Here is a 19872-nt window from a genome sequence, read left to right on the forward strand (position 1 = left end):
CTTATTGCACAAAATGCCCGTGTTTATCATTCAAAAAAGAACAGACGCCATGACCGCGCGTCTGTTCTGATCAGCCGGTTTCAGTGATGTGAGCCGGAAATCTGCGTTATCCGTTTCCCTTTACGAGAACCCCAGAGCGTAAAACGTCTCCAGATTTGCACGATCCGGTAATGCCGTCATGGCCCCTCTGGCCGTCGTTGCCAGTGCCCCGCAAGCGAGCGCCTGACGGAGTGTCTGTTCCCAGTCGCTTTCTGAATTCAGCGGCCAGTGTTGCGCCAGTCCGGCCAGTAATCCGGCGACAAACGCATCGCCCGCGCCGGTTGTATCCAGGGCTTTCACTTCAGGCGCCGGATATTGCATCAACGACGCATCTTTTTTGCGGTATACCGACACGCCATTTTTGCCCTGTGTGACCAGCAAAAGTTCAGGATTATGACGGTCGCATAAACGCAGAATTCCCTCGGAAAGCAGCGCTTCACCTGTCAGATATTCCAGCTCGTCTTCGGAAATCTTGATGATATCGGCCATCGACAGCGCCTGATTCAGGCAATCGCGTAGCTGATTTTCATCCGGCCATAAGTCGTGGCGAATATTCGGATCAAAACAAACGACGCCGCCCGCGGCTTTCATCTGTGCCATTGCCAGCACGGCGGAAGATCGGCTGGGTTCTGCGGATAAAGCAATGGAACACAGGTGCAGAAACTGCCCGGCTTTAAAGGCAGGAATATCCGTCGGTTGAAGGAATAAGTCTGCACCCGGACGCACCATAAAGGTAAAAGAGCGTTCTCCGTCGGCATCGTTTTCAACCACCACGGTTGAAGTGCGATGGCTGACGTCAAGAAGCATGTGCTCTGTGTCTACGCCCTCAGCGCTCAGCGTTTTCTTCAGGAATTTCCCAAACGGGTCATCCCCTACCCGCCCGATAAAGGCGCTTTCTCCGCCCAGACGACTGATCCCCACGGCGACGTTAGCGGGCGCGCCTCCCGGACATTTCAGTAAGCGGCCATCCTCTTCCGGAATTAAATCCACCACCGCATCGCCCAGTACCCAAATTCGATTTTTCATTTTCATTCCCTCTATTCGATCCCTCTCTGGCTACAGGGTTAGGTAAAATAGAAGAACCGGTTTAGCTAATCAAGTACAAATGAATTATCCGAGTTTAGTGATAATTTGCAAAGAGGATCACAAATACGGGATCTGACGGTAAAACATCATTGATTAAATCAGGCGCGGGTGATTATTGTGCACTGGAAAACCAGTTTAGCAATTTAGCAAAAATGGTTTTCTCATAATAATTACACTTACCCTGAGGGATAAAAATGATGATGAAACCTCGCTATCTTGCTGTTGCTATTGGATTAATTCTTTCAGGCGCCGCGCAGGGAGCGGATACGTCGGTGAGTGCCATTGAGGCCCGCCTGAATGCTCTGGAGAAAAGACTGCAACTCGCCGAGAACCGCGCCGCCAAAGCCGAAGCCCGCGCCACTGAAGCAGAAAAACAGGTGAAAACGCTGGAAACACGCACCGCCAGCAATGAACAACAAACCCGTCAGGTGGCCAGGAATGCGGAAATAAATCAGCAAAAAACGGCCGAAGTGGCTGAACGCACGAAATCGTTAGCCAGCATTAACAACAAGACCAGCAGTGCACCTGAAGGTTTCAAATTCTCAGGTTATGCGCGTTCCGGCGTGATCATGAATGATTCCGGCACATCAACGGAAAGTGGCCCGTACGTGACCCCGGCCGGGCAAACCGGCGGTGCGGTGGGTCGTCTGGGCAACGAAAACAACACCTACGTTGAATTAAATCTGGAACATAACCAGACCATGGCCAGCGGCGCGACCTCCCGCTACAAAGTCATGCTGGCGGACGGCCAGCGCAGTTATAACGACTGGACCGGTGCCACCAGCGATCTGAACATCCGCCAGGCGTTTGTGGAATTAGGCTCTTTGCCGACGTTCAGCGGCCCGTGGAAAGCTTCGACGCTGTGGGCGGGTAAACGATTTGACCGGGATAATTTCGACATTCACTTTCTCGATTCCGACATCATCTTCCTTGCCGGAACCGGTGGCGGTATCTATGACGTCAAATGGGGAGACAACCTGAAAAGTAACTTCTCACTTTACGGGCGTAACTTTGACGATCTCGAAAATAAGAACAAAGACGATACGCGGATTGAGAACTACATTGTTACGGCGAACAACTACGCCGGGCCTTTCCAGTGGATGCTCAGCGGCCTGCGCGCCAAAAATAATCAGGATCGCGAAAATACCGGCACTCAGGGCATCACGAATGCCGCCGATACCGGCTTCCACACCATGCTGGCGTACCACGGGGACAGCTTCTACGGGCTGCGCGACGGGACATCCACGACCGCACTGCTTTACGGTCATGGCCTGGGTGCAGAAGTTAAAGCGCTGGGTTCAGACGGTCATCTGACCGGTGACGCCAACACGCTGCGCCTGGCAACTTACGGGATCACGCCGTTAAGCAAAAACTGGAGCATCGCCCCTGCCGTTCTGGCGCAGCAGAGTAAAGACCGCTACATCTCCGGCGATGATTACAAATGGGTGACCTTCAACACCCGCCTGATCCAGCGGATCACCGAAAACTTTGAACTGGCCTATGAAGGCAGCTATCAGTACATGGATCTCGACCCGCAGGGCTACAACGATTACAACAAAGTGAAAGGCGGATTCTACAAACTGACCTTTGCACCAACCTTCAAAGTGGGCGATATCAGCGACATGCTGAGCCGCCCGGAAATTCGCTTCTTCGCCAGCTATATGGACTGGAGCAAAGAGCTCGACCGCTATTCTTCCAGCGATTCGTTCGGCACGGATGGTTTTACCGCCGGCGGACAGTGGAATTTTGGTATCCAGATGGAAACCTGGTTCTAAAAAACAGGGTGTGATTCACCAGGACGCGCCCGGTTAAACCGGGCGATGTCGATAATAAAAATGGTAAGGGACAAAATGAACATCAATGCAATTGCGACGGAATTGCTGCCATTACTCGGCGGCAAAGACAATATCGCCAGCGCGGCGCACTGCGCGACACGCCTGCGTCTGGTGCTGGCCGATGACAGCCTGATCAATAAAAGTGCCATAGAAAAAGTTGAAGGCGTGAAAGGCTGTTTCAGCAATGCGGGCCAGATACAGATTATTTTTGGTACCGGTCTGGTGAATAAGGTTTACGCCGAGTTCATCAAAGTGGCGGGCATCAGCGAGTCGAGCAAGTCTGAAGCGGCGGATATTGCGGCGCAAAAACTGAATCCGTTCCAGCGTATTGCCCGCGTGTTATCCAACATTTTTGTGCCGATTATCCCGGCAATTGTCGCTTCCGGTCTCCTGATGGGCCTGCTCGGCATGGTGAAAACCTACGGCTGGGCCAATCCTGAGAGCGCGATTTTTATCATGCTCGACATGTTCAGCTCGGCGGCATTTATCATTCTGCCGATCCTGATTGGTTTTACCGCCGCGCGGGAATTTGGCGGTAATCCGTTCCTGGGGGCCACGCTCGGCGGCATTCTGACTCACCCTGCGCTGACCAATGCCTGGGGTGTTGCTAGCGGTTTCCACACCATGAACTTCTTTGGGATTGAAATTGCGATGATCGGCTATCAGGGCACGGTATTTCCGGTGTTGCTGGCGGTCTGGTTCATGAGTTTCATTGAAAAACGCCTGCGAAAAATCATCCCTGATGCACTGGATTTAATCCTCACGCCGTTCCTGACGGTGATCATTTCGGGATTCATCGCGTTCCTGATTATCGGCCCCGCCGGTCGTGCGCTGGGTGACGGAATTTCGTTTGTGCTCAGCACGCTGATCGCGCATGCAGGCTGGTTCGCCGGGCTGGTATTTGGCGGATTATATTCCGTGATTGTGATCACCGGGATTCATCACAGTTTCCATGCGATTGAAGCCGGGTTGCTGGGGAATCCGAACATTGGCGTTAACTTCCTGCTGCCGATCTGGTCAATGGCGAACGTGGCGCAAGGCGGTGCCTGTCTGGCGGTTTATTTCAAAACGAAGGATGCCAAAATCAAAGCCATCGCCGTGCCTTCGGCCTTCTCGGCCATGCTGGGCATTACCGAAGCGGCAATTTTCGGGATCAATCTGCGTTTCATGAAGCCGTTCCTCGCCGCGCTGGCGGGTGGTGCGCTGGGCGGAGCCTGGGTGGTGGCGATGCATGTGAATATGACGGCCGTCGGCCTGACCGGTATTCCGGGGCTGGCGATCGTACAGGCCAGTTCGATCCTCAGCTATCTGATTGGCCTGGTGATTGCTTTTGGCAGCGCATTCCTGCTGTCGTTGTTGCTGAAATACAAAACGGAGAGTGAATGATGACGGAAACGAGCTTGCTCAAACAAGCCCTGCGCAGCGTGGTTGCAGGGCAGGTCAAAGCAGCGTCGGACCCTTACCGGCCCGGCTGGCATCTTGCGCCACCGGTAGGATTACTCAACGATCCGAACGGATTTATTCAGCATAAAGGCCGTTACCATGTTTTCTATCAGTGGAATCCGCTGGCCTGTGCGCATGGCGCGAAATTCTGGGGGCACTGGAGTTCGGCGGATTTACTGAACTGGCGGCACGAACCGCTGGCGCTGGCACCATCGGAAGCCTACGAAACCCACGGCTGTTATTCCGGCTCTGCGGTCAGCGATCACGGTCACCTGACGCTCATCTATACCGGCAACGTGAAATACCCTGATGGCAGCCGCACGGCGTTTCAGTGTCTGGCGCGTGAAAATGCGAAAGGTGAATTTGATAAAACCGGCCCGGTACTGGATTTACCGGAAGGCTATACCGGTCATGTGCGTGATCCGAAAGTCTGGCGAAAAGGCGGCCACTGGTTCATGGTGCTGGGCGCGCAAGATCTCAGCCTTCAGGGCAAAGTCTTATTGCTCCGCTCTGACGACCTGCTCAGCTGGGAATTTCTGGGCGAAATTGCCGGATCAAATCTGAACGGATTAGGGGATTTCGGTTACATGTGGGAGTGCCCGGACTTATTCAGACTGGACGGTCAGGACGTGCTGATTTGCTGTCCGCAAGGTCTGCCTGCGCAAGCCGACCGTTATCTGAATACCTTCCAGTCGGGCTATTTTGTCGGGCATCTGGATACTGAAAAAGCGAAGTTTCCGCATGGTGAATTCACGGAGCTGGATCTGGGATTTGAGTTTTATGCGCCGCAAACGACGCAAACCGACGATGGTCGCCGGTTGCTTATCGGCTGGATGGGTATCCCGGACGGCGATGAGTTTTATCAGCCAACGGTAGAAAACGGCTGGCTGCATACCCTGACCTGCCCGCGCGAACTGACGCTTGTGGCCGGTGAAATTATTCAGCGCCCTGCCCGTGAATTGCAGGCTCTTCGCGGCGACATGCAGGAGTGGCAAGGGCTGGCGGACGACGCACCGGTTTGGGATGTTACCCGTGCTGAAGTGGAAATTGAAACCGTACAGGCCTTCAGCGCTGATTTTAGCGGAGACCTGCTGCTGAGATGGGACGGTGATTGTCTGCATCTGACGCGCAAAAACCGGCGCACCGGATTGCCGGAAGAACGTGTCTGGCACGGTTCGTTACGCAAACTGACGGTGCTGTGTGACAGTTCCAGCATTGAGATTTTCATCAACGACGGCGAAGCGGTGATGACTTCACGCTATTTCCCTGTATTACCGGCCAGATTAAACTTCAGCGGTCATTACCCGATTGCGCTGCGCCACTGGCTGTTAGCCGATTGCGTGTTAGAATAAAAGCCTTTCCGGACAACAGAATATGGCGCAGTGAAAAAGACCAAACGCATCACTATCAGTGGCATAGCAGAGCTGGCTGGCGTGTCGAAATCGACTGCCAGCCAGGTTCTTAACGGACACAGCAAGAAGTTTCGCATCTCCGATACGACGCGCGATCGCGTGCTTGCGGTGGCCGCCGAGCAGCATTATCAGCCCAGTATCCACGCCCGTTCACTTAACGTCACCCGCAGCTTCACGCTGGGTCTGGTTGTCCCGGAAATGACCAACTACGGTTTTGCGGCCTGTTCCAACGAGCTTGAAACGCTCTGCCGCGAGAACGGTATGCAACTGCTGATTGCCTGCACGGATGAGAACACCAGTCAGGAAACCATGGTGGTGAACAACCTTATCCAGCGCCAGGTCGACGGACTGATCGTAGCGTCCAGTATGCTCAGCGATGCGGAATATGTGAAAATCAGCCAGCAGTTACCGGTGGTTCTGTTTGACCGTCATTTGCAGGAAACGCAATTGCCACTGGTCGTGTGCGAAGCCATCGAATCCTCGGCTGAACTGGTCGCACGGGTGGCAAAAAAGCATCCGGATGAATTTTATTTTCTCGGTGGCCAGCCACGCATTTCTCCCACGCGCGACCGTCTTGCCGGTTATCAGCTGGGGCTTGAGCGTGCGGGTGTCAGCCTGAATCCTGAGTGGATTATGTACGGTAATTATCATCCCAGCTCAGGTTATGAAATGTTTGCCAATCTTTGTGCCCGGCTCGGGCGTCCGCCCAAAGCGCTGTATGTCGCGTCCTGCGGGCTGATGGAAGGGGTATTGCGCTATATGAGCCAGCACAAACTGCTCGGGAGCGATATTCATCTGTGCAGTTTTGACGATCACTATCTTTATGACTCACTCACGGTGAAGATTGATACCGTGGCGCAGGATTGCAAAGCGCTGGCAATTCATTGTTTTGACATGATTATCAGCCTGATCAATGAACAGCCGACTGAGCAGGTTCAAAGTTATTTAGCGCCGAAACTTCACTGGCGGCATCCAGATTCTGCGGAAACCACAAACTGAATATCATCCTGCGCGCATGAATCTGTTGACCTGAGGAATGCGCCTGAACTCATCACTTCACATCAATGCGGAAAATACGTAAAAACGCCCTTTTCCCTTCTTCAGTAAACGTGACTTCGCGATAACCCGGCGTTCTGTTCAGCCACCCTTTTCGCTCAAAAGCGGCCAGTAAAGCCGCACCGGAATCGCCCCCGAGATGGAAACGTCGCTCGCTCCAGTCGAGACACGCGCAGCTGCTTTTGCGCCGGGTGTTCGGGTTCAGAATGGCGCCTAAATCTTCAAAATGCTGCTTTCCGTCGGGCGTCAGCGCATTACCGTCAGGTTCCAGCCAGCCTTCGTCACGCATGAATTCGTAAATCCCGACCGCGATTTTTCCTGCCAGATGGTCATAACAGGTTCGCGCGACGCGCAAATGTACCGGCGTTTTGGGCTGCGGCGATTTCATGGATTTCATGGAAATTCCCATCAGGGTTTCCAGAAGATGGGCGACATCGCTGCCAGCCAGCCGGTAATAACGGTGTCTTCCCTGCGAAAGGCAGGTAATTAAATCGCTGTTGAGGAGTTTGGTCAGGTGCGCGCTGGCGGTGGACGCCGCAATATTGGCGACTGAACTCAGCTCTGTCGCGGTCCACGCGCGGCCATCCATCAGCGCGCAAAGCATGCTGACCCGCGAAGGGTCAGCAATGGCCGAAGCAACCGCGGATAACGACAGCTCAAGCTGTAATCCGTCATCATCCGTTGGGTAAACTCATTCAGCCGGTACGTCCCATTCTGCTGTCACCTCTGTGGCCAATATATTGTTATCGGTAAGCAAAATCAGCCGGTTATCGTGATCGCTGTACTGCACCAATATGTTAATACCGTTCTGCGCGATGACAGCGGCAATGGCACCCAGTTCTCCGGGGCGTTCCTGTTTCAGCTTTCTGATAACCGGCTTTGTGACCTGCCGGACGTCCAGCCCGGCCGCCGTCAGCACCGTGCGTGCTCGCTCGCCGTCTTCAACCAGGAAATGCGCATGGCTTTCATCGCCTGCCGTAAACACACCGCCGCCTTCCAGGCCGACGCCATTTTTGCCGAGGACAGAACCGAGACGCGCCAGCTCACCGGGCGCATTGCGGAGAATAACGTGAATATCATACATGCGAATAACCTCCTTTTTCAGATGAATAGTCCCTGAGAACCTCAACAACGCGGATCCGGTAAAAAGAGAAAACAGAGTTCCGCCCCTCGGATTGTGCGGCCTGATGCTTCAGATTCTTTTTCCACGCCAGCACCGATTCTTCATTTTCCCACCATGACAGCGACAAAATTTTTCCCGGTGTACTCAGGCTCTGAAAACGTTCAATAGAAATAAAACCCTCAACGTCGTCCAGCAGAGGTTTTAGCTCTGCGGCCAGCTCAAAGTAGCGGTCCTGTTGTTCAGGAATGGCGTCAGCCTCGAAAAGTACAGCGATCATAAAATGCTCCGGTATGAATGTCTTCGGAGCCCACTATAAGATGCAAAAATGGGTGACACTTCGGCGGCGGACGAAATGTTGATGTTGTTATCTGCCCCACTTTTCAGAATAAAAGCTGACGGGTAAAGTACATGTCCTGTTTGCCTCTTTTGCTGCGTATTTATGAGGGATGATGAAAACTGAATTAATCGCCGGAATTTTTCTCGCTTGCCTGTCTGCCAGTGCTTTCAGCGAACCATTACAGGACGATTCAACACCCATCACGCTTAAGCTGAATGACAATTCAGTCGTTAACGTCACAACATGCGAGGATTTTATTGCGCTTCGCCGCGCGGGGAAAACCGTCACTGATTTCGAGAACATGCCCGACCGTTTTGCGTCGACGGCTCAAAATTCCTTAACCGATTGCTATCTGACAACCTGGGCGAAAGCGCAGGGCTTAACGGAAGTGAATCCGCCGCCTGCAACCCTGACGATCAGTGATGTGGTAAAACATTTCCCGGCAACAGCGGCAGTTGCGATCAGTGATGATGAAGTCGCCAGAGTAAAAACGCATTACCTAAACAAGACCATTATTCAGAAAGAACCTGATTTAAAAGCGGATGATATGGGACGGCTGATCTCTGCGAAATCTTCTGACGGCTATATCATCACCGGCCACCGCGCATTTAAAGGTCAGGACGGAAAACTGACTGATTTCGTTACACTCGGAAAGTTTGTTACCGGCGGGACCTGGAGTGTGTCAACGACGTACAGGATTGTTTCCCAAAATGAACCTGTATGGAAAATTCAGGAAGTGACGGAAAACGATCCGCTGTAATTCATCGCTACCTGAAACTCCACTGCACGCTCACCACAAACACGGAAGGAATGATGATCCCGGTCTCTACGCCGAAATAGCTGGTGAAGTTGTACTGGATGGCATGGTAGATGTACGGGGAAAATCCGATGCCGGTGACTTTTTTGAAGTCCTCGTAGGAGCCGTCATCGCCGCAGTGTTTGAAGGCGTCGAAAAAGAACTCGCCGGTATAACCGTAGACGCCTTTAAATACCCAGTTGGAATCTCCCTGGATCCAGTCGCGGCGCAGCCCGAGCGCAATACAGCGGTCACCGAAGCTGTTGTTCATGGTGCCGACCAGTGCGCTGTATTTGGAGTCTTCGGAGAATTTTCGTTCTACCGACATGAATTTATTATCGAAAAACTCGTTGTATTGCCCGTAGTTACCGGTCAGGTGGTAAACAAAAGAACCGGTGTTGAAGGAGTATAAATTAATTTCATCCGCATGAAGACCAACGGCGACGAGGAGTAAAAAGAAACACAGAACCCGGCTTGAATTTTTTATCATTTAGATAATCTCTTTGATTATAAAGACATAATTTTATCTAAAAAATTTAAATCATTGATATGAGCGTGATCAGGCCCATAAAAATTATTCTAAGACAGGATCTGTGTTTGTACAAAAAAGCCCCGGTAAATCCGGCAACAACGCGGTGCGTGTTGCCGGGAATTTATTCAGTCAGATCATTTATTCATTTTTATCCGCCCTTCCCAGCTCAACGATAACGTGATGATCCTGCCCGTCATCGGTGAGCGGGATCTCGTCATTCGCCAGCTGATTGCCGTCCAGCGTCACGCGATATTCCTCCGTGCTTTTGCACACCCTAATCAGATAGCGGCTGCTGCCTTGCTGGCAGGCGACGCTGATTTCCGGCCAGTTTTCCGGCAGCTGGCTGTGAATGGAAATGGTGTCGCCTTTGCGCGTGATACCCAGCAACGATTCGGTGATCAGGCGGTACGTCCATCCGGCGGAACCGGTATACCAGCTCCAGCCACCGCGTCCGCTGTGCGGGGCGACCGAATAAATATCAGCGGAGATCACGTAAGGTTCGGCTTTGTACCGGCCAACCGCCTCTGCGGTCAGGCTGTGATTGACCGGATTGATCATCGCCATCAGTTCCCACGCGCGTTCGATATTGCCCTGTTTCGCAAAGGCCATAACTGCCCAGATCGCGCCGTGCGTGTATTGCCCGCCGTTCTCGCGAACACCCGGCAGATAACCGCGAATATATCCGGGGTTCGGGCCGTTGCCGTCGAAAGGCGGCGTCAGCAGTTTGATTAAACCCGCGTCATTATCGACCAGATGTTTATCCACCGACTGCATGGCGCTGGCGGTGCGTTCAGGCGTGCCCGCACCGGAAAGCACCGACCAGCTTTGGGCGATGGCGTCAATCTGACATTCGCTATTCAGATGTGAACCCAGCGTTTGCCCGTCGTCAAAATAGCCGCGCAAATACCATTCGCCGTCCCAGGCGTGATCGTTGAGATTTTGTCTGAGCCGCGCAGAGTGTTCGCGGCAAAGCGTGGCGACCTCCGCGTCCTGACGTTCTTCCGCCAGCGCGCCATAACGTTGCAGAACGTCATAGAGGAAGAAGCCCAGCCAGACACTTTCGCCGCGCCCGCCCAGCCCGACCAGATTCATGCCGTCATTCCAGTCGCCCGCGCCCATCAGTGGCAGGCCGTGTTCGCCCATCTTCAGCCCGTATTTCAGTGCGCGGACGCCGTGCGCCCACAGGGTTTCCTGCGTGTTGCTGACCACCGGTTGTTCATAGAAAGATTCCTCGCCGGGAGCCAGCAGACGCGATTCGAGGTACGGCACGATTTCTTCCGCCACTGCGCCATCGCCGGTTACGGCAATGTAATGACTGATTGCCAGCGGCAGCCACAGATAATCGTCCGAGCAACGCGTGCGGACGCCATTGCCAGTCGGCGGATGCCACCAGTGCTGGACGTCGCCTTCAATAAACTGCCGTGAGGCGCACAGCAGGATCTGTTCGCGCATGCGTTGTGGCGCGGCATGCGTCAGCGCCAGCGTATCCTGCAACTGATCGCGGAAACCAAACGCACCGCCGGACTGATAATAGCCGCTGCGCGCCAGTATGCGGCTGGCGAGGGTCTGATAAATCAGCCAGCCGTTAGTCAGCAAATCGACGGATTTATCCGGCGTGGTGATCTGAATTTTATCCAGCACCTGATGCCAGTGATGATGAACGCGATCCAGCTCGGCCTGCGCGGCGCCTTCCTGGAAGAACTGATGGATCAGCGCTTCGGCGTCTCCGGCGTTTTGCCCCAGACCCAGTGCAAAAATAAAGGTGCGCTGATCGCCGTCAATCAGCGTGGTTGCTGACTGCACCGCGCCGCAAGGATCAAGCATTGCACCGGTTTTATCCGACAGGCGCTGCGTTTTCATTGCAGCGGGGGATGCGGCGGAACCGGTTCTGCCGAGGAATTCACGGCGGTCGCCGCTTACGGAACAATGTGCGCCGGTCACGGCAAAAAAGGCCGTTCGCGGTGAGCCGTTGCTGGTGTAATGATTGGTCGCCAGCACGCCGCAGCCCTGCACGACGTGCGCCGCCGAGGTGACAATATGCATGGCTGATTTCACCCGCAAATCGGCCATCACCCACTCGACATAACCGGTCACCGAAAGCCTGCGCGGCCTGCCGGAAACGTTGGTCAGCGTCATCATGATCAGCTTGACCGGCGCGTGCTCAGCGACCAGCACCGTCATTTCGCTGCTGATCCCCCGTTCGGTATGCTCGAAAACGCTGTAGCCAAAACTGTGACGCGTCACGTAGCCGCCGGGGCCGCGCACCGGCAAAGGTGCCGGAGACCAGACGCTGCCGGTCTCTTCATCGCGCAGATAAAACGCTTCGCCGGAACTGTCGCTGACCGGGTCGTTTTCCCACGGCGTCAGGCGGTATTCATGGGCATTTTCATACCAGGTATAAGCCTGACCACTTTCTGAAATTACCGAGCCAAAATCCGCATTCGCGAGCACGTTCGACCACGGCGCAGGCGTATTTTCTCCGTCGTTGAGGACTATCTGATACTCGCGCCCGTCCGGTGAGAATCCACCCAGTCCGTTGAAATACGTCAGATCGCGTGGAGGAGAAGTGACCGGCTGACTGTCGTTTAGCGTGCGTACCGGCAGTAAAGCGGGCAGCGAAACATGCGGTGGTTGCATGCGCTGATTCAGCTGATCGGCCAGCGACCCGCGGCGGTCGTCGATCACCACGCGGGCGACGCTCATCAGCAGCGTGCGGTCATCCTGCGTCATCTGTTCGCCATTACGCACAAAAATGCCGCCCGGAATATCGGTCTGGCTGGACCCCGCGCCGGATGCCACCAGACCGAGGATCTGGTTTTGCAGCGCCTGCTGGTAGCCGCCGGAATCATTACACATAATCACCAGATCGACTTTCAGCCCTTTCAGCCGCCAGTAATGGTGCGCACGGATCAGCAGCGTCACCAGCCCGATATTTTCATTGCTGGTCATGGTCAGCAGAACCACCGGCAGGTCGCCGGAAAGTGATTGCCCCCACAGGCCGGATTGCCCGCGACGGTTAGCGCTGACCGCCTGCGCATCGCCACGCATTTCCTGACTGGCGAAGAGAATGGCCCCGGCCAGCCGGTTAAACAGCCCCGCGTCTTCCTCGGTGGCATTCAGCTGGCGCAGCACCACCTGACTGTGCGACCAGGTGATTTCGAATACCCGATCAGCAATATGGTGATCGCGGTATTTTTCCAGCAACCCCAGACTTTGCAGACGGGTGTCCGCAATTCCGTAAACCATATCAATGATGACCGGCACGCCGGGTTTCAGGCGGATGCGCTGGCGGATTGCCATCACCGGATCCAGCACCGCTCCGGCGCTGTTACTGAGCGCCCCGGCACGGCGTAATGCCTGCGGGTTTGAGGCCGTATTGCCGCGCCCGATAAACTGCGCGCGGTCAGTTTCAAATGATGTTTCCCGCTCGACGGAACCGTGGATCGCCATCATATGGAACATCCACGGGCACTGTTCTTCCGGCTCGCGCGGGCGGCGATGACACAGAATGCCTTCCTGCGCGGGCATCAGTTCAGTCTGCACAAACAGATTGCTGAACGCCGGATGCGCCGCGTCATTGGCTGCCGGTGCCAGTACGACTTCGGCATAGGTGGTAATTTCCAGCTCACGGGCATGGCGGCCATGATGTGTGACCGTCATCCGGCGGATTTCGACATCATCTTCCGGTGACACCACGATATGTGTTTGCATCGTCAGCGAACCGTGCGTGCGGCGGAACTCGGCACCGGCATCGGTCAGCACGGCGTGATACGTGCCCTTTTGTTTGCCGAGCGGCTGCCATGTATTGCTGGTCACGGTGCCGGATTCCGGATCACTCAGATAACAGAAAATACCCCGGTGATCGCGCGTCGCATCTTCCCGCCAGCGGGTCAGCGTCAGGTCTTTCCAGCGGCTGACGCTGCCACCCGCCTGCGTCACCATCAGATGATAATTCGTATTGGAAAGCAGCTGAACTTCAGGCGCCGGGCTGTCGGCGTTGCTGAATTCGCGCAGCTCGATATTCACTTTTTGCAGCGTGCTGTCGTGGGATTCGAAATGACGGCGCGGGCTGTAAAGCTCCACGGCGTCCGGCACGCGCTCCTGCAACAACAGGCGTGCAGACTGGAATGCCGCATTCGCCGCAAAGCGCGCGTTCATGGGCGCACCGAGCAGCACATTCGCCAGCGCCAGAAAACCCATGCCCTGATGGTGAGCCATGTACGAGCGCACCACGATGTAAATCTGCCCGCGGATCAGGCGCGACGGCGTGTAATCAAGCGCATCATAAAAGCCGTATTCCCCGCGTGCACCGCGGTTTTCCAGCTCAGCCAGATTGAGACAGGCTTCCTGTGGCCGGATCATCAGCGCCATCAGCGTGGCGTAAGGCGCGACGACCATGTCTTCGGCAAGCCCGCGTTTCAGCCCGAGGCCGGGCACGCCAAACGCGTGATACTGATAATTCTGGTTGAGATCAAACGCTGCATAGGCGGATTCAGAAATCCCCCACGGCACCTTGTTCTCCCTGCCCCAGGCAATTTGCCGGTCAACGGCGGTCTGGCACATCTGTACCAGCAGCGTGTCCGGATACGCAGGCATGACCAGTTGTGGCATCAGGTATTCAAACATCGAGCCGCTCCACGACATCAGCGACGGTTGTTTGTCGATCACCGTGAATAACCGGCCCAGCGCGAACCAGCTTTTTTGCGGCAGCTGATTGGTGGCAATGGTGACGTAATTGGTGAGGCGGATTTCCGACGGCAGCAGATCGTATTTCCCGCTGTCCATTTTATGCGCTTCGCAGTTATAGCCGACGGTCAGCAGATGCGTGTTTTTGTCATACAGGAACTGGAAATCCATGCGCGCATGGTCGTTCAGGCGTTTTTCCAGCTCACTGATGATGTCCAGTCGCTGACGCGCCAGCCCGATCGTGCGGGATAAACCCGGCTCCTTTCGTGCATCCTGTTGCGCCAGCCATTGCAGCGAAGGCAGGACGCCGCTTTGCACTTCCGGCGTAAACGCACCATAAAACTCGGTCCACTCTTCCAGACCTGCGTCAATTTGTGCGGCCAGACGTTGCAGCCAGACGCCATCGGCAGGCGTGATCAGCGCGCGCATTTCCCGCAAAGGATCCAGCGCCTCCGTACCTGACGTTTGTGGCATCAACTGGCGGAGTTTGTTCACCCCCGGCGATGGCGTCTGCTTTTCGGCCATTTGCAGGGTATCTTCCAGCCCGGCCAGCCACCGCCCGATATCCGCCGCAGGCTGCGTGCGCCACAGCCGTAAACCGGTGCTCAGCGTCAGTAAATGCCCCGCCAGATTGCCGCTGTCCACGCTGGAAATGTAGCGCGGATTCAGCGGTTCCAGCGTGCGCGTGTCGTACCAGTTATAAAGATGGCCGCGATAATGTTCGAGCTTGTCGAGCGTATCCAGCGTCAGGCTGGTACGTTCGAGCACCTCTTTTTGCGTGAGATAGCCGAAATCCCACGCGGTAATATTGGCCAGCAAAGAAAGGCCGATATTGGTGGGTGACGTGCGGTGCGCAATCGTGGGCTGCGGGATTTCCTGGAAGTTATCCGGCGGCAGCCAGTTTTCGGTTTCAGTGACGAAATCTTCGAAGAAAGCCCAGGTCTGGCGTGCTGTCTGGCGCAGGAAAGCGTGTTGCAGGACATTGAGATCCGGCATCTCGCGTTTTGCGGGCTGGCTGAGCCAGCACAGAATGCGCGGCGCGAGAAACCACAGAATGCCCAGCGGCAGTGCGAACGCCAGCAGCGGCAGATGGGAATACGCCGCCACTAAGATCACCGCCACACCGACCAGCGGGTTGGCCCACATCCGGCGATAAAAATACTCCGGCGAATGCGCCCGGCTTTGCGCGCCAATACTCACGCTCGCCCATTCGTGTAGTTTGCGATGGCTGACGTTCAGCCGCCACAGCGTCAGCAAAATTGCCTGTACGGAGTAAACCGCTTCGTGCGGCAGGGTCATCAGGTGCAGAAAAATACGCGAAACCCGGCTGACGGTTGCCGTAAACACGCTTTTCAGATGCGGGATCAGCGCGCGTCGCGGGCCTTTATTGAACAAATCCAGCACCAGCGCAACGAGCGCGGGGAACAGCAACATAAAGCTGATAAAGCCAAACCAGTAAAGCTTGTTGGGCACCAGAATCAGCGTGCTGAAAATGAGGATTAATAAGGCAGGCGCGACCAGACTGCGGCGCAGGTTATCAAACAGTTTCCAGCGTGAAAGCAGGGTCAGCGGATTGCGGGCGCGCTGGCCGTCTTCCTGCGTCACCCGTAGTCCCAGCCAGTTCAGAAGCTGCCAGTCACCGCGGATCCAGCGGGTTTTACGCGCCACATCCGCCAGATAATGGTCAGGATATTGCTCGTATAACACCACATCGCTGAGCATTCCGGAGCGGGCGTAACAGCCTTCCAGCAAGTCATGGCTTAGCACCAGATTTTCCGGGCAAGTGTTTTCTGTGGCCTGGATGAAAACATCCACGTCGTAAATGCCTTTGCCGACAAACGAACCTTCGCCGAATAAGTCCTGATAGATATCGGACGACATGGACGAGTACGGATCGTTTCCCGGCACGCTGCTGCATAACGCGGCATAACGTCCCTGGCCGTTCTCCGGGATTTCTTCCGCCAGCCGTGGCTGGAGAATGGCGTAACCGGAAACCACCCGCTGAAGCTTTTCGTTGTACACCGGATGATTCAGCGGATGCGCCATCGCGGCCACCAGCTGATGCGCCGTCGCACGCGGCAGAACCGTGTCGCTGTCGAGTGTAATCACGTATTTCACCTGCCGCAGATGTTCCTGCGTGCTGCCTTCAATCAGCGAGAACGGCTGGCCTTCATCGCGCAGCCAGCGGTTCAGCGCGTTCAGCTTGCCGCGCTTACGCTCATACCCCATCCACACGCCCTGCGCCGTATTCAGTTCACTCTCGCGATGCAACAGCGTAAACCGCGCGCCCTGCGTGGCGGGATAACGGCGGTTGAGTGACTGGATCTGGCGGGTGGCGTAAACCAGCAGCGCGTCATTTTCAGGATTGTCGCGTTTATCGCTGTCATGGAAATCACTCAGCAGCGCGAAATTCAGGTGCGCGAGCATGTTGCCGAGATAACACACCTCGAGGCTGTTGATCAGCGCATCGATATTTTTCTGACTGCCCAGCAGACAGGGAATGACCACCAGCGTACTGGCGTTTTCCGGGATCCCACCGGCGAATTCCAGACGCGGCAACGGCTGCGGCGTGCGGCTGCGGGTGGTGATTTCACTGAGCAGATTCAGTGCGAACTGGCTGGCGACCAGCACAACGGGGATCAGCAGCGCCCACCAGAGCCAGTGCAGCGCCGGATGCGCCGAGCGGTAAAGCGCATCAGCGGTAACGGCGGTGGTCAGCAGCAACAGACTGCCGAGCCACGAAAGCAGGGGCGTCTGGCTCAGTCTGGCGCGCAGGCGGGTGATCAGGGAAAAACGGGCGTTGAGATCTTTCTCCAGCGTTTTACGCCCGGCATCAATCAGATAGTAGCCGACGTGTTGTTGCTGATAAGAACCGGTTGCTTCGCGGGCCAGCGCCACGGCGCGGGCGGCGACAAAGGCTTCGTCATGACGGGAATTGCGCGAAAGACGTTCAATCTGATGGCGGTAATTGTCGCGGGTATCAAAATGCATCAGCGGATAAACTCCGGCCGGATCGCCCTGCAACGTCTGCTCCACCACGCTGAGATTTTCGGCAAAATCAGCCCAGTCCATTTCGGTCAGCTGACGTAAACCCATAATGCTGTTGCTGACAGAAAGCTGATTAGCGGCCAGCTGCTGGTTAAACTTGTCGATCACTTCACGCTGCGTCAGCCCGACTTCGCTCAGGCGTTGTTCCACCCAGGTCAGCGGCAGTGCCAGCATCGAACCATGCCCCTGTAAGCGGCGCACCAGTTCGGCGACAAACGCGCTGGTGCGCGGCGGATTGGTGCGCGCCATATCGGCGATAATAATGATCTGACCGGACGGATCGTTTTCGGCGCTGTCCTGCAATTTATTGACCCAGTAATCGGCCAGATTGCGTTCCTGCTGGGCATTCGCCACTTCAATGCTGACGCGGCGCAGATTCTCGATCAGCGCCAGCCGCAGCATGCCGGGAAATGCCCACAGCTCACCGAGCGTCAGCGGTTTCACGCTCTGGTAGGTGGTGAAAAAACGGGTGAGCGTGGTGATATCCAGCAGCCCGTCGCTGTGGCTGACGACTTCCGTGGCGATGTCATAAATACGCGGGCAGAAATGCGGAGCGCCGAGCGGCGGCAGGCCTTTACCGAAGTTTTTCGGCAGCAACTGACGTACCAGGCGGATTTGTTCTTCAATCAGATAAAAGTTATCGAGCAGCCATTCACCGGCGGGCGTGATGCTCGCTTTCTCTCCATTGCTTAAAATCAGACAACTTCGGGTCAGGACTTTTTCATTATCATCGAGGCGTTTAAGCAGGTAATACGGGAGTTTTTTACCAGAGAGTTTGTGCGAGAGTGCCAGTTTTCCGCCGTAGCGTTCCATCTGATCAGCCGAGAAAAGCTCCGTGCGGATCGGTACCGGTTGCTCCAGCGCGCTGGCGCGGTGACGCCGCGTGAGGGAGATAACAGGCGGTGCGCGTTTGCTTTTGAACCAGTTAATGACAGTTTTTTTCACATCAACATACCTTACGCGGACCCGAGAAGGCAGTTGCCTGAGCTGCAATAAGAGTTCACGTAGAAAGAAGAAAGGACAAAGGTCAGGGAGGCAGAACGGCTTAATACCCTTTGCGGGTAACACCTTTCATACTAGTCGTTTTACGGGGCTTCACCGGTTTATTTTCCGCGTCACAACATATTTACAGGCCGGACATCTCTGTGTAATATCGCCGCCAGACATCAGGGTGCCCTCCCTTTTGCGTAAGCGTTAACGTCAACCAACGCACTTTCTGCAGGATAATCCTGCTCAATGTGCGGTGTATCTATGACTCAGCCTCAGACGTCGTCGGCGCGTCCTTCGTTTATTTCTAATTCTGCTTTTTTCCTGTTTCTTATCCTGCTGACGGCAGCGAATTTACGTTCTCCGATCACCGCTACCGGTCCGGTTCTGGCAGATATTTGCGCGACGTTTGGCCTGAGTGCTTCAGCCGCCGGGCTGCTCAATTTTATTCCTCTGTTCCTGTTTGCGGCTGTTGCGCCGCTGGCTTCGTGGGCGGGAAACAAAGCCGGGCTGGAGAAAAGTTTATGGGTCGCGGTTTGCCTGATCACGCTGGGTTCTGTGGTGCGCGTGACACCGTATGCCAGCGGCCTGTGGGCCGGAACCGTGATCCTCAGCACCGGGATTGCTGCGGCAAACGTGCTGCTTCCGCCGTTAATAAAGCGCGATTTCAAACAGCATACCGCCAAATATATTGGCCTGTATGCTTCAACCATGGCGATTACTGCCAGTCTTGCCTCCGGCATCGCGGCCCCTTTGCAGCACGTCAGCGGCTTTGGCTGGAAACTTTCGCTCGGCATCTGGATTGTCCCCGCCCTTATCGCCACCGTCGCCTGGCTGCCGCTGCTGAAAAATGCGCAACCGCGTGAATTACCGCATCAGCAGGCGGCTTCTGGCCGGTTGAGATCGCCGTGGAAATCCATGCTGGGCTGGCAGGTTTCATTGTTTATGGCGCTTCAGTCGATGGTTTTTTACACCCTGATCGACTGGTTCACGCCCTACGCCAGTTCACACGGCATCAGCCAGGAAAGCGCGGGCTGGATGTTATTTGCCTACCAGGCGGTGGCGATTGTGGCCAATCTGGTCTGCATGTCGGCGCTGAAAAAATACCGCGATCAGCGCGGGATCAGTTTCATCGCCTCGCTGGCCATTTTCACCGGATTAGCGGGGCTGCTGGTCTTCCCTGCTCTGCCCTTACTGTGGCTGGTTATTGCCGGTCTTGGCGCTGGCGCTTCCATGGTGATTTGCCTGTCGTTATTTAATCTGCGGGCGACCGATCACCGTCAGGCAGCAGCACTTTCCGGGATGGCGCAATGCGTGGGGTATGGCGTGGCGGCGCTGGGGCCGTTAGTTTTTGGCATGCTGCACGAAGTCAGCCACGGCTGGACGGTGCCTTTGATTGTGCTGACGGCAGTTAACGCGCTACAGCTGGTGATTGCCCCGCTGGCAGGGCGCGCCAGACAGATAGGATAACGTTGCTTCTAAAATTTGTTAT

The 19872-nt window shown here is 55.4% G+C and carries 12 protein-coding genes; 6 read left to right on the forward strand and 6 right to left on the reverse strand.

Translation table 11 applies throughout. The annotated features are described in order from the left end of the window. Positions 1-120 precede the first annotated feature (120 nt). A complete protein-coding gene (locus tag IV433_RS05645) occupies positions 121-1065 on the reverse strand; it encodes an aminoimidazole riboside kinase (protein WP_195813383.1) in 945 nt (314 codons plus the stop codon). 254 nt (positions 1066-1319) lie between these two features. Between IV433_RS05645 and IV433_RS05650 the strand changes: the two genes are divergently transcribed. The 4 genes from IV433_RS05650 to IV433_RS05665 all read left to right on the forward strand — a co-directional run bounded on the left by IV433_RS05650 (position 1320) and on the right by IV433_RS05665 (position 6814). Next, positions 1320-2900: a carbohydrate porin gene (locus tag IV433_RS05650; protein WP_195813384.1), complete on the forward strand. Its 1581-nt coding sequence runs from the start codon at positions 1320-1322 to the stop codon at positions 2898-2900. Positions 2901-2975: 75 nt separating this feature from the next. Next, entirely contained in the window at positions 2976-4346 is a 1371-nt protein-coding gene (locus tag IV433_RS05655) for a sucrose-specific PTS transporter subunit IIBC (RefSeq protein ID WP_195813385.1), read from the forward strand. After that, the gene (locus IV433_RS05660) at positions 4346-5755 is read left to right on the forward strand and encodes a sucrose-6-phosphate hydrolase (protein ID WP_195813535.1); all 1410 of its coding nucleotides are present in this window, start codon (positions 4346-4348) and stop codon (positions 5753-5755) included. Before IV433_RS05655 ends, IV433_RS05660 begins: the two co-directional genes overlap by 1 nt. A 30-nt stretch (positions 5756-5785) precedes the next feature. Continuing rightward, on the forward strand, positions 5786-6814 hold the full coding sequence (locus IV433_RS05665) for a substrate-binding domain-containing protein (RefSeq protein WP_195813386.1): 1029 nt from the start codon (positions 5786-5788) through the stop codon (positions 6812-6814). 52 nt (positions 6815-6866) lie between these two features. Here the strand turns inward: IV433_RS05665 and IV433_RS05670 are convergent, their stop codons facing one another. The 3 genes from IV433_RS05670 to IV433_RS05680 are packed head-to-tail and all read right to left on the reverse strand — an operon-like array spanning position 6867 to position 8271. After that, a complete protein-coding gene (locus tag IV433_RS05670) occupies positions 6867-7526 on the reverse strand; it encodes an ArsR/SmtB family transcription factor (RefSeq protein ID WP_255533962.1) in 660 nt (219 codons plus the stop codon). A 36-nt stretch (positions 7527-7562) separates the two neighbouring features. After that, positions 7563-7955 (reverse strand): amino acid-binding protein, encoded by a 393-nt coding sequence (locus tag IV433_RS05675; RefSeq protein ID WP_195813388.1) that lies wholly within the window; start codon positions 7953-7955, stop codon positions 7563-7565. Then, complete coding sequence (locus IV433_RS05680; RefSeq protein ID WP_195813389.1) at positions 7948-8271, reverse strand: antibiotic biosynthesis monooxygenase family protein; 324 nt, start codon at positions 8269-8271, stop codon at positions 7948-7950. The genes IV433_RS05675 and IV433_RS05680 overlap by 8 nt, the downstream gene beginning before the upstream one ends. A gap of 172 nt (positions 8272-8443) precedes the next feature. Here IV433_RS05680 and IV433_RS05685 point away from each other — a divergent pair, with 172 nt between their 5' ends. Next, on the forward strand, positions 8444-9091 hold the full coding sequence (locus tag IV433_RS05685) for a hypothetical protein (RefSeq protein WP_195813390.1): 648 nt from the start codon (positions 8444-8446) through the stop codon (positions 9089-9091). Positions 9092-9098: 7 nt separating this feature from the next. Here IV433_RS05685 and IV433_RS05690 read toward each other — a convergent pair whose 3' ends face one another. Together IV433_RS05690 and IV433_RS05695 are read right to left on the reverse strand one after the other, a co-directional pair. Beyond that, on the reverse strand, positions 9099-9617 hold the full coding sequence (locus IV433_RS05690) for a hypothetical protein (RefSeq protein WP_229893226.1): 519 nt from the start codon (positions 9615-9617) through the stop codon (positions 9099-9101). 180 nt (positions 9618-9797) lie between these two features. Further along, complete coding sequence (locus IV433_RS05695; RefSeq protein ID WP_370530243.1) at positions 9798-18338, reverse strand: GH36-type glycosyl hydrolase domain-containing protein; 8541 nt, start codon at positions 18336-18338, stop codon at positions 9798-9800. A gap of 306 nt (positions 18339-18644) precedes the next feature. Between IV433_RS05695 and IV433_RS05700 the strand changes: the two genes are divergently transcribed. Further along, positions 18645-19850: a CynX/NimT family MFS transporter gene (locus IV433_RS05700; protein ID WP_195813391.1), complete on the forward strand. Its 1206-nt coding sequence runs from the start codon at positions 18645-18647 to the stop codon at positions 19848-19850. Positions 19851-19872: the final 22 nt, after the last annotated feature.

It is taken from the genome of Rahnella laticis (assembly GCF_015644585.1).
GTDB classification, from domain to species: Bacteria; Pseudomonadota; Gammaproteobacteria; order Enterobacterales; family Enterobacteriaceae; genus Rahnella; species Rahnella laticis.

Coding starts and splice junctions, on each gene's coding strand:
- IV433_RS05645 (WP_195813383.1), bottom strand. CDS start 1,065: ATGAAAAATCGAATTTGGGTACTGGGCGATGCGGTGGTGGATTTAATT.
- IV433_RS05650 (WP_195813384.1), top strand. CDS start 1,320: ATGATGATGAAACCTCGCTATCTTGCTGTTGCTATTGGATTAATTCTT.
- IV433_RS05655 (WP_195813385.1), top strand. CDS start 2,976: ATGAACATCAATGCAATTGCGACGGAATTGCTGCCATTACTCGGCGGC.
- IV433_RS05660 (WP_195813535.1), top strand. CDS start 4,346: ATGACGGAAACGAGCTTGCTCAAACAAGCCCTGCGCAGCGTGGTTGCA.
- IV433_RS05675 (WP_195813388.1), bottom strand. CDS start 7,955: ATGTATGATATTCACGTTATTCTCCGCAATGCGCCCGGTGAGCTGGCG.
- IV433_RS05680 (WP_195813389.1), bottom strand. CDS start 8,271: ATGATCGCTGTACTTTTCGAGGCTGACGCCATTCCTGAACAACAGGAC.
- IV433_RS05685 (WP_195813390.1), top strand. CDS start 8,444: ATGAAAACTGAATTAATCGCCGGAATTTTTCTCGCTTGCCTGTCTGCC.
- IV433_RS05690 (WP_229893226.1), bottom strand. CDS start 9,617: ATGATAAAAAATTCAAGCCGGGTTCTGTGTTTCTTTTTACTCCTCGTC.
- IV433_RS05700 (WP_195813391.1), top strand. CDS start 18,645: ATGACTCAGCCTCAGACGTCGTCGGCGCGTCCTTCGTTTATTTCTAAT.